At 68.3% G+C, this 15,664-nt stretch carries 10 protein-coding genes and 1 pseudogene; all 11 read right to left on the reverse strand.

The features are described 5' to 3' along the window. Nucleotides 1–278: 278 nt before the first annotated feature. Nucleotides 279–1,934, reverse strand: coding sequence for a ricin-type beta-trefoil lectin domain protein (locus tag AB0B68_RS27195; RefSeq protein WP_357263643.1), 1,656 nt, complete (start codon nt 1,932–1,934; stop codon nt 279–281). A 302-nt stretch (nt 1,935–2,236) separates the two neighbouring features. Next, nucleotides 2,237–3,223 (reverse strand): LacI family DNA-binding transcriptional regulator, encoded by a 987-nt coding sequence (locus tag AB0B68_RS27200; protein ID WP_357205456.1) that lies wholly within the window; start codon nt 3,221–3,223, stop codon nt 2,237–2,239. A gap of 411 nt (nt 3,224–3,634) precedes the next feature. Further along, nucleotides 3,635–5,755: an RICIN domain-containing protein gene (locus AB0B68_RS27205; protein WP_357205454.1), complete on the reverse strand. Its 2,121-nt coding sequence runs from the start codon at nt 5,753–5,755 to the stop codon at nt 3,635–3,637. A 340-nt stretch (nt 5,756–6,095) separates the two neighbouring features. Further along, nucleotides 6,096–7,598 (reverse strand): L-arabinose isomerase, encoded by a 1,503-nt coding sequence (araA, locus tag AB0B68_RS27210; protein ID WP_357205451.1) that lies wholly within the window; start codon nt 7,596–7,598, stop codon nt 6,096–6,098. A gap of 26 nt (nt 7,599–7,624) precedes the next feature. Beyond that, nucleotides 7,625–8,614, reverse strand: coding sequence for a galactofuranose ABC transporter, permease protein YjfF (yjfF, locus tag AB0B68_RS27215; protein WP_355006877.1), 990 nt, complete (start codon nt 8,612–8,614; stop codon nt 7,625–7,627). Next, nucleotides 8,611–9,681 carry an ABC transporter permease gene (locus AB0B68_RS27220; protein ID WP_355006878.1) on the reverse strand — a complete coding sequence of 357 codons (1,071 nt, stop codon included), beginning with the start codon at nt 9,679–9,681 and terminating at the stop codon, nt 8,611–8,613. The genes yjfF and AB0B68_RS27220 overlap by 4 nt, the downstream gene beginning before the upstream one ends. After that, the gene (locus AB0B68_RS27225) at nt 9,678–11,219 is read right to left on the reverse strand and encodes a sugar ABC transporter ATP-binding protein (protein WP_357263646.1); all 1,542 of its coding nucleotides are present in this window, start codon (nt 11,217–11,219) and stop codon (nt 9,678–9,680) included. Before AB0B68_RS27225 ends, AB0B68_RS27220 begins: the two co-directional genes overlap by 4 nt. 188 nt (nt 11,220–11,407) lie before the next feature. Next, nucleotides 11,408–12,406 carry an ABC transporter substrate-binding protein gene (locus AB0B68_RS27230; RefSeq protein WP_357205465.1) on the reverse strand — a complete coding sequence of 333 codons (999 nt, stop codon included), beginning with the start codon at nt 12,404–12,406 and terminating at the stop codon, nt 11,408–11,410. 137 nt (nt 12,407–12,543) lie between these two features. Further along, entirely contained in the window at nt 12,544–13,236 is a 693-nt protein-coding gene (locus AB0B68_RS27235) for an L-ribulose-5-phosphate 4-epimerase (RefSeq protein ID WP_238686382.1), read from the reverse strand. After that, nucleotides 13,233–14,915: a ribulokinase gene (gene araB / locus AB0B68_RS27240; protein WP_357205443.1), complete on the reverse strand. Its 1,683-nt coding sequence runs from the start codon at nt 14,913–14,915 to the stop codon at nt 13,233–13,235. Before araB ends, AB0B68_RS27235 begins: the two co-directional genes overlap by 4 nt. A 538-nt stretch (nt 14,916–15,453) precedes the next feature. Then, nucleotides 15,454–15,664 (reverse strand): annotated as a pseudogene (locus AB0B68_RS27245) (hypothetical protein); the annotation flags it as partial.

The raw sequence follows: 15,664 nt of genomic DNA on the forward strand, positions 1-15,664 counted from the left end.
CGGGGCCCACTGTCATCTTTCGGGTAGTGTTAGCGCTCACATAGATTGCGTCAACACCAGATCCGAAATACCGGTGTCACGGTCTCGTAACGGAGCATCCAGGCGAGCGTAGCCATGTGGCCGATCCGCCGGAAGGGCAGGACGCGGCAACTCTGCGTGTTCGTCCGCCGCACTCTACAGACGGATGCCCGCGGACGACATCTGTCGTCCGCGGGCACCAGCACCACCGTCGGATCAGGCGGGCCGCCTCGACCTCGGCGGTCGGCGACCCCGGTCGGCTACCGCTGCGACCACCGCTGGTTCGCCGCCGCGGTGCAGGTCCAGAGGATCACCGTGGTGCCGTTGGCCGTCGCGTTGTTGTTGACGTCCAGGCAGAGCCCGGTCTGCGCGTTGCTGATCGTGCCGTTGGAGTTGACCGCCCATTGCTGGTTGGTCCCGCCGTTGCAGTCCCAGATCTGCACCTTGGCGCCGGCCGCGGCGTTCGACGGCGCGTCCAGGCACTTGCCCAGGGCCTGAAGGGTCTGGCCGCTCCTGGTCCAGCGCTGGTTGGCGGCGCCGTTGCAGTCCCAGATGACCGGCTGCGTGCCGTTCGTCGTGTTGCTGTTCGGCACGTCGAGGCAGCGGCCGGAGGAGGCGCTGGCATACGCGCTCGACGTGGTCGGCGGCGGCGTCGTCGGAGGAGTCGTCCCGCCACCGCTGACCCGGTACACCACGGTGCCGTGGGCGGGGACGCTGGCGCTGATGGTCCCGCTGCTGGTGCTCGTGCCGCCGGTCCACGCCTCGACCAGGGTGAACGACGAGCCGGACTTGCCGATGGCCGCTGTCGTGGTCGAGATCGTCGTCGTCGAGCCGCCCTGGTTGAGGAGGGCGACGGCGACGTCACCGTTGGCGAGCCGCTTGGCCAACACCCGACGCGTGCCGTCGAACGACACCTGCGCCCCCTGCAACCCGAGCGAGTCCTGGTTGATCGCGATCAGGTTGGCGTTCTTGAGGATGGTCTGCGTGGCGGCGTTCATGTTCCGCACGTCGTTGCCGGCGATCAGCGGAGACGCCATGATCGCCCACATGGCGAAGTGGCTGCGCATCTCCGTGTCGTTCATGCCGCCGCGACCGACCTCCATCATGTCGGGGTCGTTGAACCCACCCGGGCGCGCGTAGGACGCCAGCGGAACGGTCACGTTGATGATGTTCTGGATGCCCATCGGGTACCCGTTGCTCTGGCCGGTGTCCCACGCGTTGGTGATGTCCTCGGTGGTTCGCCACATGTTCGCCACGTCGCCCCAGTTGCGCTGCGGGCCGGTCTTGGCGTGGATGCTGTTGGAGTTGATGCTGTAGACGATCGGTCGGCCGGTGGCGGCCAGGGCGTCACGCATCTTGGCGAAGGTGGTCACCTGGTCGTTGATGCTGCCCTCCGGCGAGCACCAGTCGTACTTGAGGAAGTCGACGCCCCAGGCGGCGAACTGGCGTGCGTCCTGCACCTCGTGGCCGCGGCTGCCGGTCGCGCCGGGGTAGGAGCCGAAGTACTGGGCACAGGTCTTGTCGACCGGCACCTGATAGAGGCCGAACTTCAGGTTCCGGGCGTGCAGATAGTCGCCGAGCGCCTTCATTCCGCTGGGGAACCGGGTGGGGTCGCCCTGGATGTTGCCGGAGCTGTCGCGGTTGGGGTTGAACCAGCAGTCGTCGACCACGACGTAGTTGTAGCCCAGGTCGCGCATGCCGCTGCTGACGATCGCATCAGCCGTCTGCCGGATCAGCGCCTCGTTGATGTTGCAGCCGAACGAGTTCCATGAATTCCAACCCATGGGGGGCGTACGCGCCACGCCGTTGTCGAGTGCCTGCGCCGCCGGGGCACGGAGGCCGACGAGGGTGCCGGCGAGCAGTATTCCGGCCGCCAGTACGCTCCCCCAGCGACGACCTCGGGTATTGCGGTTCATCGAGCCTCCTGTCAGTGACGCCCGCCCGTGATTACGATCTCTGGTCGGTACGCCGATAGTTGGGTGCCAATTTTTGTTAGCGTTAACAGAGACGCCCATCATGTTACGGCGACATTTCACGAGGTTCAATACCTTCACCGCTCTGCATCGCTAGACATCGATTGGTCACACTGTGCAACCCATCGAGTCACGTCTTATCAGACGAGGAAGGCGGAATTCGCGCACGCTGGCGCGGACCCATACGCGCTGCGGTGGGACTGCTCCCCGCCACTACGCGGGGCGACCTGCGGTTGCTCCGACGGTCAGCGGCGAGGTGGAGCGACGCTCTCGCGGGCGACCAGAGCGGGGGCGATGGTCTGCCGCAGCGCCCCGCCGGTGCCCGACTCGATCTGCGACAGCAGCATCTGCAGGCTCGCTCGCGCCACCGCGTCGAAGTCCGGTCGGACGGTGGTCAGTGGCGGAATGAAGTACGCCGCCTCCGGCACGTCGTCGAAGCCGACCACGCTGATCTCGTGCGGCACCTGTCGGCCGAACTCGTGCAGCGCCCGCAGCACGCCCAGCGCGAGATGGTCGTTGGCGGTGAAGACGGCGGTGACCTCCGGCATCCGCGCCAACATCTGCCCGCACCGGTAACCGGAGGCCGCGGACCAGTCCCCCGGCATCGGCGGCGGCGGATCCAGCCCGGCGGCCAGCAACGCCTGCCTCCAACCGTCGATCCGACCCACGCTGTCGAACCAGTCGGTCGGCCCGGAGACGTGCCAGACGGTGCGGTGCCCGGCGTCGAGCAGATGTTGCGTCGCTGCCCGGGCGCCCGCCACCTGGTCGACGGTCACCAACGGCACCGGCCGACTCGGGTCACCGTCGACCGTGACCAGCGGGACATCCTTGGGCAGGCGCTCCAGCGCCTCACCGGCCGACTCGACCGGGGCGATGACCACGATGCCGGCGACCCGGTGCGACAGGTGCCGCTCCACGGCGGCCGAGATGGAGCGGTGGTCCAGGTTCCGCACGCTGCCGACGCTGACCGCGAAGCCCTCTTCGGCGGCGGTCTGCTCCAGCGCGGCCAGCAGCGATGCCGGACCGTAGAGCGTCGTGTTCTGCGCGACCACGCCGATGACCTGCGATCGACCGGTCACCAGGGCGCGTGCCGCGCCGTTGGGGCGGTAGCCGAGTTCGGCAATCGCCGCGCGGACCCGAAGCCGGGTCTGCTCACGGACGTTGGGGTGCCCGTTGAGCACCCGCGACACCGTCTGATGGGAGACACCGGCGAGACGAGCAACGTCCGTCATCGCGGGACCGTGGACGGCCATTTCGCTCCCCCCGCTACATCTCCGGCCCGCGGCCCGTCGACGTCGACTGGAGCGGTCCGGCCCGATCCCCCTCGCTCAGTCACCACGCCGGTGCTGAATCCCAGGTGACCAGCGCTGGATCGCCGACAGTCTACGCCAGCAACGACCCCGGACACGGCATGCCTGTGCGGGGACCGCCCGACGCGCCGAAGCCGTACAACGCGGTGCCGTCCGGAATCCCGCACCAACCGGTACGGGACATGGTCCTTGTGTGGTGCGCCGGCCTGTTCCTCACTCCTGGACAGAGCGCGGAACAGGCCGGCGAGGACCTGACGCGGTGGCGCGGGCAACACATGCCGCCAGGCCTGCGTCGCAGCGCCACCGGTCAGAGCGATCGTCGTGTGATCGGTGTCACGGGGTGGTCAGGTCGAAACGCCGCACGGTGACCGCGCCACCGAGCGCCTGCGTCGCGTGGTTGAACACGGCGAACCGGTAGCCCATGAAGAACTGCCAGTTGTTCGCCAGTGTCAGGGCGTTGCCGAACGAGGTGAAGTTCACCCCGTCCGTGCTGTACGAGAAGCGTGCCTGTCGGCCGGAACCTGGTCTGATGTCGGCGTTGGCGCGCAACCAGATCCGGCCACCGGAGACGGCGGTGCTCGCCACCTCGCTGCCGGTACTCGTGGTGTTCCAGCTGCCGTCCATCGTCAGACCGTTCTGCATCACCAGCCGGGTGGAGCCGTTGTCGCGTCTGATTCCGATCCAGGCCGACGAGTTGCGCAGCACCGCCAGGCCGGTGCGGTCACCGTCGCGCATGGTGGAGTAGTCCAACTCGATGGTCGCGGTCGAGGTGGGACCCTGGATGCGGTGGGTCAGCGTGTTGCGCGCCTTGTACAGGTCACCGGTGACGGTGGCGGTCTGCAGGTTCAGCCCGTTGTTGACCGACCACTTGCTGTTGTCCGGGTTGTGGTTCCACTCCCACTGCGGGCCGAGCGTGGTGCCGGCGAACGTGTCGGTGCCGGTGAGCGGCTTGACCGCCCGGGGCGGGGCGGGCAGATTCGGCTTCGGGTACGAACTGCCCCACGCGCCGTTGACCGTCTGCAGCACGGGCCACCCGTCGCCGGTCCAGGTGATCGGGGCCAGGGCCGGCATCCGACCACCGGGGTACGCGTCGACGAAGGACATGTAGTACCAGTCCCCGTTCTGGGTCTGCACCAGCCCACCCTGGTGCGGCACACCGCCACCGGAGATCGGGCCGGGCAGGTTGAGCAGCACCTGACGCTGCTCGTACGGGCCGAACGGGCCGTTCGTCGACTTCAGCACGTACTGGCCGTTGGCCGGGCGGGTGAGCCAGATGTAGTACGCGCCGTTGCGCTTGTAGAAGCGGGCGCCTTCCAGCGTCCCGATGCTCGACGGCGTCTGGTACACCTGCTGGGCACGAACCTGGGACTTCCCGTCCGCGGAGAGCTGCGCGACGCTGATGGTGCCGTTGCCGTACGCGACGTACGGGGTGTCGTTGTCGTCGAACAGCAGGCCGGCGTCGTAGTAGCAGTTGGGGATGGTGGCGTGCTTGCTCCACGTGCTGTCGACGGCGGACGCGGTGTAGATGTGGGTCTGCGCGAAGTCGATGCACCCGGCCCAGTAGTACTGCCTGTTGCTCGGCCGGTAGTTCAACGTCGACGCCCAGATCCCGTCGACGTACGCGTTACCGCCGCTCATGTCGTACTTCGACCCGAAGTCGAGTCGGGGTACGGCGTGACCCGCGAACTCCCAGTTCACCAGGTCGTACGAGCGCAGGACCGGCGCGCCGGGCGAGTAGTGCATGGTGGACGACGTCAGGTAGTAGACGTTGTCGACCCGGATGATGTCGACGTCGGCGAAGTCCTGCCAGATGGCCGGGTTCGAGAACGTACCGTTCGACGGGGGCGGCGTGGTGGGGGGCGGCGTCGTGGGGTCGGTCCCGCCGTCGACGCGGACGAACTGCCACTGCTGGTTGGTGCCGTTCCAGTCGTCGTACTGCACGATGTTGCCGCCGTCGGCGGTCGAGGCGCCCTGCACCTCCATCACCTTGTTGCTGTTGCGGTTGATCAACCGAACGTAGCCACCGTCGGAGTCGGCAAGCCGGAACTGCTGGTTGGTGCCATTGGTGTCGCTCCACTGCACGATGCTGCCGCCGTTGGCGGTCGAGAAGCCCGAGACGTCCAGCACCTTGCCGGAGAGCCGCGACTTCACCCGGTAGTAGCCACCACCGGAGTCGACGAACTGCCACTGCTGCTGATTGCCGCTGTTGCGGGTCCACTGGGTGATCCGCGCGCCGTCGTTCGTCGCCAGGTTGTAGACGTCCAGCGCCTTGCCGCTGTTGCGGTTCACCAACACGTACCACGCATTGGTGTCGACAGTCGCCGCTGACGCGGGCGACGAGGCGACGGCTGAGGCCGCGCCACCGACCACCAGTGCCATCGCGGCGACAGCAAGTCTCGACAGCCACCCGCGCCGACGTGGCGCACCCCGGGGAACCCGACCGATGGAAAGCATGATCCTCCTCTGCTGACGCGAACCGAGCGATCTGGGTCGGCGTCTGCGGCACCGGGCGGGGCGCCAATCTGACCGAGCCCGACCATGTGATCGCTAACACCGCCAGCCCGACAGTGACGGCGACGAGATGCCGAAACCGGGAGAGGTGGGGAGCGCGTGGCCGGACAGCCAAAGACATCGACCATCTTGGCTATAGACTGTGAGCGATAACATGCTGTTAGTCAAGCCGTAACACAGCCGCCTCGCGTCGCTGCCAGGACCACACGCGAACGGGTGGTCCACCCAGCCCGCAGGCAGGGATGGACCACCCGTATCGAGGGGGGCCGTCAGGCCGCGCTGATCAGAAGCCGCGAGCCAGCCGGTGGTAGGCCTGGTTCCAGCGCAGCTCGTCGGCGAAGCGGCGAGGCTCCGTGGCGGCGTCGATGACGACCAGCTCGGTGCGGCTCATCTCCGCCAGGTCGTGCAGCTCCTCCACGCCCACCGCCTGCGACAGGACGGTGTGGTGCGGGGCGCCCGCGGTGATCCACGACTCGGCCGAGACCGGCAGGTCGGGGCGCGGACGCCAGACGGCACGGGCAACCGGCAGCCGGCGCAGTGGTTGCGGCGGGGCCACCACGTCGATCTCGTTGGCCACGAGCCGGAAGCGCTCCCCCATGTCGGCCAGCCCGAGCACCACGGCCGGACCGGCAGCGGCGTCGAACACCAACCGGACCGGGTCCTCCCGGCCACCGATGCTCAGCGGATGGATCTCCACGTTGGGTACGTCGGAGGCGATGGTCGGGCAGACCTCCAGCATGTGGGCGCCCAGCACCAACTCGTTGCCGGGGGTGAGGTCGTAGGTGTAATCCTCCATGAACGACGTGCCGCCGCTCACGCCCACCGACATCGCCTTGAGGGTGCGGACCAGGACCGAGGTCTTCCAGTCGCCCTCACCGCCGAAGCCGTAGCCGTCCGCCATCAGCCGCTGCACGGCGATGCCCGGAAGCTGACGCAGCCCACCGAGGTCCTCGAAGTTCGTCGTGAAGGCCCGGAAACCGCCAGCGTCCAGGAAGGCGCGCATGCCCAGCTCCAGGCGCGCGGCGTACCGCAGCGAGTCGTGCTGCTCGCCGCCGGGCAGCAGCGCGCCGACGATGCGGTAGGTGTCCTCGTACTCCTTGACCAGGTCGTCCACCTGCGCGTCGGTGACCTCGCCGACCACCTCGACCAGGTCGTTGACCCCGTAGGTGTTGACCGAGACCCCGAACCGCAGCTCGGCCTCGACCTTGTCGCCCTCGGTCACCGCGACGTCGCGCATGTTGTCACCGAAGCGGGCCAGGCGCAGCGACCGCATCGCCGACCAGCCCAGCGCGGCGCGGGCCCACGCCCCGACCCGGTTGGTCACCCGCGGGTCACTGACGTGCCCGGCCACCGTCTTGCGGGCCACGCCGAGACGCGTCTGGATGTACCCGAACTCGCGGTCGCCGTGGGCGGCCTGGTTCAGGTTCATGAAGTCCATGTCGATGTCGTTCCACGGCAGCAGAACGTTGGCCTGGGTGTGCAGGTGCAGCAGCGGTGTCTGCAACGCGTCCAGACCGGAGATCCACATCTTGGCCGGCGAGAACGTGTGCATCCAGGCGATGACCCCGACGGCACCCTGAGCGGCGGCGTCCCGGCAGACCTGCAGAATCTCACCGCTGTTGGTCAGGACGGGCTTCCAGACCACGCGGGCGGGAATCTGCGGCGAGTCGTCGAGCGCGGCCGCTATCTGGCGAGACTGCTCTGCCACCTGGCGGAGCGTCTCCTCGCCGTACATGCCTTGGCTGCCGGTGAGGAACCAGATCTCGGGTTCGGTGTGTGGTGCCATGGAGTTGCCTTCCGCGAGAGGGGCGGTCACTTGTAACGGATTCCGATGAGGCGCTGAAGCAGGATGAACGCGAAGAGCAGACCGCCAATCACGATCTTGGTCCACCAGGAGTTGAGGCTCCCGTCGAAGGTGATGAGAGTCTGGATCACGCCGAGGACCAGCACGCCGAGCACCGTGCCGAAGACGTAACCCGCGCCGCCGGTGAGCACAGTGCCACCGATGACGACGGCGGCAATGACGTCCAGCTCCATCCCCACGGCGATCAGCGGCGCGCCGGAGAGGGTGTAGAAGGACAGCAGGATCCCGCCGATGGCCGAGCACAGACCACTGATCGTGTAGACGGCGATCCGGGTCCGCCCCACCGGCAGGCCCATCAGCAGCGCCGACTGCGGGTTGCCGCCGATGGCGTACACGTTGCGTCCCAGCCGGGTGTAGGCCAGCACGTACGCGGCGATGACGACCACCACGAAGGCGATCAGCACGCTGATCGACACGAAGTTGCCCCGCGGGTCCCCGATCCGCTCCTGCGACATCGAGGTCCAGAACCCGTCGGTGATCGGGATCGACGCGCCGGAGATGAAGGTGCACATGCCCCGGGCGAAGAACATCCCGGCGAGCGTCACGATGAACGGCTGGATCTCGAAGAAGTGGATGACGCAGCCCATCAACAGGCCGAGCGTCGGACCGATGAGCAGGGCGATGACCAGCACCAGCGCCGCCGGCATGCCGTCCTGCAGCAGCGCGGCCGACACCATCGCCGTCATCGCGACCACCGAACCGACCGACAGGTCGATGCCCCCGGTGAGGATCACGAAGGTCATGCCCACCGCGACGACGAGCAGGAAGCCGTTGTCGATGAAGACGTTGAAGATGACCTGGACGTTGGAGAACGCCGTGTACTGCGAGACGCCGATGCCGTACATCACCAACAGCAGGGCGAGCGTCGCCAGGACCGGTATCTGCTTCCTCGGCAGCCGAAACCGGGTACGACCGGCGGTAAGCGTTCCAGTGGTCATGCCGGCACCTGCTCCTTCGGCTTGTCGGCGATGGTGGCGGGCGGCGGGACGTTGCGCCTACGTCGGCTGAACCGGGCCCGGAAGGCCGGCGCCTGGATGAGGCAGACGGCGATGACGACGACCGCCTTGAACAGCAGCGAGGTCTGCGGCGAGATGTCCATGGCGTACACCGTGGTGGTCAGGGTCTGGATGATCAGCGCGCCGATGATCGTGCCACTCAGGAAGAACCGGCCGCCCGCGAGGGACGTACCGCCGATGACGACAGCGAGGATCGCGTCCAGCTCGACCCAGAGGCCGGCGGCGTTGCCGTCGGCGCTGGAGACGTTCGCCGTCATCATGAAACCGGCGACCGCGGCACACGCGGCGCTGATCACGTACGCCAGAAAGATGACCCGGCCGGACCGGATGCCGGCCAGCCGGCTGGCCATGGCGTTGCCGCCCACCGACTCGATGATCATGCCGAGTGCGGTGCGACGGGTGAACGCGGCGACGAGCAGGGCCGCGGCGAGCGCGATGAAGATGGCCAGCGGCAGCGTCAACGCGTGGCCCAGGCCGATCGCCCGGTACGGCTCGGAGTTGATGGTGATGATCTGGCCCTCAGTGATCAGCTGGGCGAGACCTCGACCGGCGACCATCAGGATCAGGGTGGCGATGATCGGTTGGATCCCGATCACGGCCACCAGCACCCCGTTCCAGGCACCGAGCACGAGCGCGACGCCCATCGCCATCGCGAGGGCGGTCACCACCACGCCAAGGCTGTTCTGGTCGGGCTGCTTGCTGATGTACATGCAGGCGATCGCGCCGCTGATCGCGCAGAGCGAGCCCACCGACAGGTCGATGCCGCCGGTGGAGATGACCAGGGTCATGCCCAGCGCGACGAGGATCAGCGGTGCGCTCAGCCGAAGGATGTCGACCGGCGTGCCGTACAGGTGCCCGTCCTTGAGCTCGACGGACAGGAACCCGGGCCGGTAGATCGTGTTCGCGGCGAGCATGACGAACAGCACGGCGGCGGGCCAGAACAGCCGGTGACCCATCATCGTCCGATAGCGGCTCATGGTGTCGTTCATCGGTCTGCCTCCTCCCGGTGGGATCCGCTGGCGATGGTCTGCATGACGCGGTCGGCGTCCAGGCTCTCGTCGTTGGCGAGCTGCGCGACCATCTGCCGGTCCCGCATGACGGCCACCTTGTGGCTGAGGCGCAGCACCTCCTCCAGCTCGGCGGAGATGAACAGCACCGCCATGCCCCCGTCGGACAGCTGCGTCACGAGCTTCTGGATTTCGGTCTTAGCCCCGATGTCGATGCCCCGGGTCGGCTCGTCGAGGATCAGCAGTCGCGGCTCGGTGATCAACCACCGGGCCAGCAGCACCTTCTGCTGATTGCCGCCGGAGAGGTTGCGGACCGGCACCTCCGGGTCGGCGGGTCGGATGTTGAGGGCCTTGACGTACTTGTCGACCAGCTCGTCCTGGCGGCGACGCGGAATGGGCCGCAGCCAGCCGCGGGCCGCCTGCATCGCGAGGATCATGTTCTCGCGGACCGAGAGGTCCGCGACGATCCCCTCGGCCCGGCGGTTCTCCGAACAGAAGCCCACGCCGTGGTCGATGGCCTGCGCGGGGGTGCGCAGGCCGCTCGCCGTGCCGTCGATCGCCACCTGGCCGCCGTCGCTCCGGTCGGCGCCGAACAACAACCGCGCGACCTCGGTACGCCCCGAGCCCAGCAGGCCGGCCAGGCCCACCACCTCGCCGGCGTGGATGGTGAGGCTGAACGGCTCGACCGCCCCCGCCCGACCGAAGTTCGACACCGCCACCAGGGGGGTGCCCTCCTCCAGCGCGGCCAGGTCCCGCCGGGAGTGTTCCTCGATGCCCTCCAGGACGTCGAGCTCCTTGCCGATCATCTTCTCGACCAGGGAGAGCTGGGGCAGCTCGGTGGTGAGGTACTCGCCGACGAGCCCGCCGTTGCGCAGCACGGTGATCCGGTCGGCGATCTCGTAGACCTGGTCGAGGAAGTGGGTCACGAACAGGATGGCGATGCCCTCGTCGCGTAGTTGCCGCATGATGCGGAACAGCTGCGCCACCTCGCTGGCGTCGAGGCTGGACGTCGGTTCGTCCAGGATCAGCACCCGGGCCTTGATGTCGATGGCGCGAGCGATGGCGACCATCTGCTGGATCGCGAGCGAGTACGAGCCGAGTGGCGCGCTGACGTCGAGGTCGAGGTCGAGGCGGGAGAGCAGGTCTCGGGCCCGGCGGCGAACCTCGCCCCAGCGGACGGCGCCGAAGACCCGGGGCTCCCGGCCGATGAAGATGTTCTCCGCCACCGAGAGGTTGGTGCAGAGGTTGACTTCCTGGAAAACGGTGCTCACACCGGCCGCGGTCGCCTGCATCGGACCGGTGAACGACACGGCCTCGCCGTCGAGGGTGATCGCGCCCCCATCGGTGTCGTAGACGCCGGTGAGCACCTTGATGAGCGTGGACTTGCCGGCGCCGTTCTCGCCCATCAGGGCGTGCACCTCGCCGGGGAAGAGCCGGAAGTTGACGTCATGGAGTGCGCGCACCCCGGGGAAGGATTTGCTGATCCCGGTCATCGTCAGGACCGGACGGCTATCCGTCATCCCATCAGACCTCTTCTGGGTTCTCGACACGGAAGGGCCGCTACGCTCCCGCCACGCCCGCCCGGTCGTCCGTGGGGGACGCTCGGGCGGGCGTGGTACGGGGGTCGTCGCGGGCCAAGCCCGGTCCGTTTCGGGTAGGGAAGCGACGCGGCGGGGCCGCCACGCGAACGCGGCGACCCCGTCGTCGATCAGTACTTGCGGTTGGGCAGAGCTTCCTTGGCCTGCTCGGTCGTGAAGGTGGTCTCCTCGGTCTCGATCCGAGCAGGCACCGTCTCGCCGGCCTTGACCTTCTTGGCCAGGTCCATCAGCTGCGGGCCGAGCAGCGGGCTGCACTCCGCGATGAAGTTGAACTTCCCGTCGGCGAGAGCCTGCATGCCGTCCTTGACAGCGTCGATCGTGATGATGGTGATGTCCTTGCCCGGCACCTTGCCAGCGGCGGTGATCGCCTCGAGCGCGCCCAGGCCCATGTCGTCGTTGTGCGCGAACAACACGTCGATCTGCTTGTTGGCCTTGAGGAACTGCTCCATGACCTGCTTGCCGCCGGCCCGGGTGAAGTCACCCGTCTGAGAGGCGATGACCTTCAGGTTCGGGTTGGCGGCGATCGCCTCGGCGAAGCCCTTCTTGCGGTCGTTGGCCGGTGCCGCGCCGGTGCTGCCCTGCAGCTCGACGATGTTCACCGGACCCGAGGCGGTCTTCTTCTGCTCGACCAGCCACTCACCCGCGAGCTTGCCCTCCTTGACGAAGTCCGAGCCGAGGAAGGTCTTGTACAGCGACTTGTCGGCCGAGTCCACCGAGCGGTCGGTCAGGATGACCGGGATGCCGGCGTCCTTCGCCTCCTTGAGCACGGTGTCCCACCCGGACTCCACCACCGGCGAGAAGGCGATCACGTCGACCTTCTGCTGGATGTAGTTGCGGATCGCCTTGATCTGGTTTTCCTGCTTCTGCTGCGCGTCGTCGAACTTCAGCTCGATGCCGGCCGCCGTGGCGGCCTCCTTGATCGAGATGGTGTTGGCGGTACGCCATCCGCTCTCCGCACCGACCTGGGAGAAGCCCATGGTGATCTTGCCGTCGTCCTTGGTGCCGCCGCCACCGCCGGTGTCACTGTTGCCACAGGCCGCCACGCCGCCGACCAGCAGCACGCTGGCGAGGACCGCGGCAGCGCGCCACCGAACGGACTGCGTTCGCATCTTTCCCATCGAATCTCCTTGGCTGGATGTGGTGGGTAACCGCGCCGACCGCAGAGGTGCGAGAAGCGGCGTACGCGGGTGGTGCGTGCTGGTGCGTCGTGGTGCAGACCGACGGGTCCCGGGTCTTCGGTGCAGGGTCAGGAACCCGCCGGTGCGACTGGTTGTTGGCCGTAGACGTTCTGGTAGCGGTCGTAGAGCGAGTCGATGTCGGCCTGCGCCATCGGGACCGGCTGCCCGAGGGTGTGGGCCAGGTGCGCGGTACGCGCCACGTCCTCGCACATGACCGCTGCCTTGACCGCCGCGCGGGCGTCACGGCCGATGGTGAACACGCCGTGGTTGCGCATCAGCACCGCCGGCGAGCGGTGCCCGGCGAGCGTGGCGACGATGCCCTTGCCGATGTCGTCACCGCCGATCAGCGCGAACGGGCCGATCGGGATCTCCCCACCGAACTCGTCGGCCTGGGCGGTGAGGTGGCAGGGGATCGACTCCCCACACGCGGCCCAGGCGGTCGCGTACGAGCTGTGCGTGTGCACGACCCCGCCGACCTCGGGCATGGCCCGGTAGACGTAGGCGTGGGCGGCGGTGTCGCTGGACGGGGCGAAGTCGCCCTCGACGAGAACGCCGTCGAGGTCGCACACCACCATCGTGGCCGCGGTGAGGTCGTCGTAGCTCACCCCACTCGGCTTGATCACCATCAGGTCCTGGCCGGGGACCCGCGCGGAGACGTTGCCGGACGTCCAGGCGACCAGGTTGTACCGGGTCAGCTCGGCGTGCAGGCGGGCCACGGTCTCGCGCAGCTCGGCGATCTGTCGGGTCACCTCGGCGTTCACGCCACCACCTCCAACGGGGCATCGTGGGTGGTCGCGGCGGTCTCGACCGCCGCGTTGCGGATCGCCCGCAGGCGGAGCATGACGTCGTTGCCGCCACGACCGAAGTGGTCGTGCAGCGTCCGGTACTCGGCGTAGAGGGCGTCGTAGGCGCGGGCCCGCTCGGGGTCCGGACGGTAGACGGCCTCGTGCACCCGACCCATGGCCTGCGACGCCTCGTGGATCGAGGGGAACTCACCGGCGGCGACGGCGGCGTGGATCGCCGAGCCCAGCGCCGGCCCCTGCGCCGAGGCGATGATGTTAAGCGGTCGCCTGGTCACGTCGGCGTAGATCTGCATCAGCAGCGCGTTGTTGGTCAGACCACCGGCGATCACCAGGTCGTTCACCGGAACTCCGGCGTCGACGAACGCCTCGATGATCATCCGGGTGCCGTACGCGGTGGACTCCAGCAGGGCCCGGTAGATGTCCGCCGGCCGGGTGGCCAGGGTCATGCCGACGATCATCCCGCTGAGGTCGTGGTTGACCAGCAGGGAACGGTTGCCGTTCCACCAGTCCAACGCGATCAGGCCGTGCGCGCCGACGGGCTGACTCGCGGCCAGCTCGGTGAGGCGTTCGTGCGAGTCGACGCCGGCCGGGGCGGCGTGCTCGACGAACCAGCCGAAGATGTCGCCGACACCGCTCTGCCCGGCCTCGTAACCCCACGCGCCGGGGCTGATGCCCCCATCAACCACACCGCACATGCCGGCCACCTCGGCGACCTCCGCGCCGTTGACGACGTGACAGGTCGAGGTGCCCATGATGGCGACCAGCCGACCGGGCTGCACCGCCTGCGCGGACGCCGCGGTGACGTGCGCGTCGACGTTGCCGACGGCCACCGCGATCCCCTCCGGCAGGCCGGTCCAGGCGGCGGCCTGGGCGGTGAGCGCGCCGGCCCGGGCCCCGAGGGGCAGCAACGGGCCGTCGAGCTTGGCCACGAAGTCGCCGAAGTTGGGGTTGAGAGCGGTCAGGAAGCCCTCGGAGGGGTAGTGACCGTCCTGCAGGATGCCCTTGTAGCCGGCCGTGCAGACGTTGCGGGTCTCGGTGCCGCAGAGCTGCCAGACGATCCAGTCGGCGGCCTCGATGAAGCGCTCGGCCCGGTCGTAGACCTCCGGGTCCTCCTCCAGGAGCTGCAGGCCCTTGGCGTACTGCCACTCGGCGGAGATCTTGCCGCCGTACCGGCCGATCCACGGCTCGGCCCGCTCGTGGGCGAGCGCGTTGATCCGGTCGGCGTGCGGCTGCGCGGCGTGGTGCTTCCACAGCTTCACCCAGGCGTGCGGGCGGTCGCGCAGCTCGGGCGTCTCGCACAGCGGGGTGCCGTCGGCGAGCGTCGGCAGCACGGTGCAGGCGGTGAAGTCGATGCCGATGCCGACCACCGCCGCCGGGTCCACCCCCGCGGCGGACAGTGCCGCCGGGACGGCGTACCTCAGCACGTCGCGGTAGTCCTGCGGGTTCTGCAGGGCCCAGTCCGGGGGCAGCGTTCGGCCTCCCGGGAGAGCCGTACTGATCACGCCATCGCCGTACTCGTGCACCGCGGTCCCCAACTCGGCACCATCGCCGACACGGACCACCAGAGCTCGCCCGGACAGGGTGCCATAGTCGACACCGACGACGTAGCGGTCGTCAGCTCCGTCCACACGGTTCATGTTCACCTCCACCGTTAACGGGGATAGTGTTAACGCTCACATCCAGCCTCGTCAAGACATCTACCCGCAACAGCTCCGTAACGGAACGCGAAAGGCGGGCCGACTCGGGAGGTAGATAGCAAACCGGCCCAGAATCACCATTTCGCCCTCAACTGCGGCAACCATCCGACGATTGGGGCCCGCGCCGGGTACGAACGCCGCCCGGAGAGCCGCCAACAGGGCGACGTGACAGGTCTGGTCCGCCGCACATTGCGACATCGCCGTCCGATAGCGGCCACTTCTCCCCCGGAGATGATGGCAGCGATAACATTCCCGAGGCGTCACTGTCGCGTGCTCGAACCCGCTTGGCAGCCATCGACGACCATGCTGGCTCTTGGCTGAGCGCCGCCGGAGGGCGACCCACCCGACGCGAAGCCGGGCCACCACCCAGTGTTATCGATAACATTCAACGTCTTGGTGTGCCCGCCCTGCCCGGTCGCCCCGCGCGCCCGACGGCGCGTCGGGCGACCCGGAGGCAAAGCTCTACTCGGGCTCTCTTTCACGTCGCGGGGTCGCGGGGTCGCGGGCGGAGTGATCGGGCGCGTTCGGACCGGGCCACCGCGGCCTGGTCGACCTCGGCCAACGCGGCCAACGCGGCCAACTGACGTTGGCTCCGGTCGCGCAGCTGTCGTTGCTGCCGCGCGGCAGCACCAAGCAGGGCGACAAGGCGAGTCGATGACATCCCGGCATCGTGGACCACGGGTGAGATG

It is taken from the genome of Micromonospora sp. NPDC049049, assembly GCF_040649115.1.
In the GTDB taxonomy this organism is placed as follows: Bacteria; Actinomycetota; Actinomycetes; order Mycobacteriales; family Micromonosporaceae; genus Micromonospora.

What these genes read in the sequence shown, in the direction of transcription:
- AB0B68_RS27195 (WP_357263643.1), bottom strand. Translation starts at nt 1,934, where the DNA reads ATGAACCGCAATACCCGAGGTCGTCGCTGGGGGAGCGTACTGGCGGCC.
- araB (WP_357205443.1), bottom strand. Translation starts at nt 14,915, where the DNA reads ATGAACCGTGTGGACGGAGCTGACGACCGCTACGTCGTCGGTGTCGAC.
- AB0B68_RS27200 (WP_357205456.1), bottom strand. Translation starts at nt 3,223, where the DNA reads ATGACGGACGTTGCTCGTCTCGCCGGTGTCTCCCATCAGACGGTGTCG.
- AB0B68_RS27230 (WP_357205465.1), bottom strand. Translation starts at nt 12,406, where the DNA reads ATGCGAACGCAGTCCGTTCGGTGGCGCGCTGCCGCGGTCCTCGCCAGC.
- AB0B68_RS27205 (WP_357205454.1), bottom strand. Translation starts at nt 5,755, where the DNA reads ATGCTTTCCATCGGTCGGGTTCCCCGGGGTGCGCCACGTCGGCGCGGG.
- AB0B68_RS27220 (WP_355006878.1), bottom strand. Translation starts at nt 9,681, where the DNA reads ATGAACGACACCATGAGCCGCTATCGGACGATGATGGGTCACCGGCTG.
- AB0B68_RS27225 (WP_357263646.1), bottom strand. Translation starts at nt 11,219, where the DNA reads ATGACGGATAGCCGTCCGGTCCTGACGATGACCGGGATCAGCAAATCC.
- araA (WP_357205451.1), bottom strand. Translation starts at nt 7,598, where the DNA reads ATGGCACCACACACCGAACCCGAGATCTGGTTCCTCACCGGCAGCCAA.
- yjfF (WP_355006877.1), bottom strand. Translation starts at nt 8,614, where the DNA reads ATGACCACTGGAACGCTTACCGCCGGTCGTACCCGGTTTCGGCTGCCG.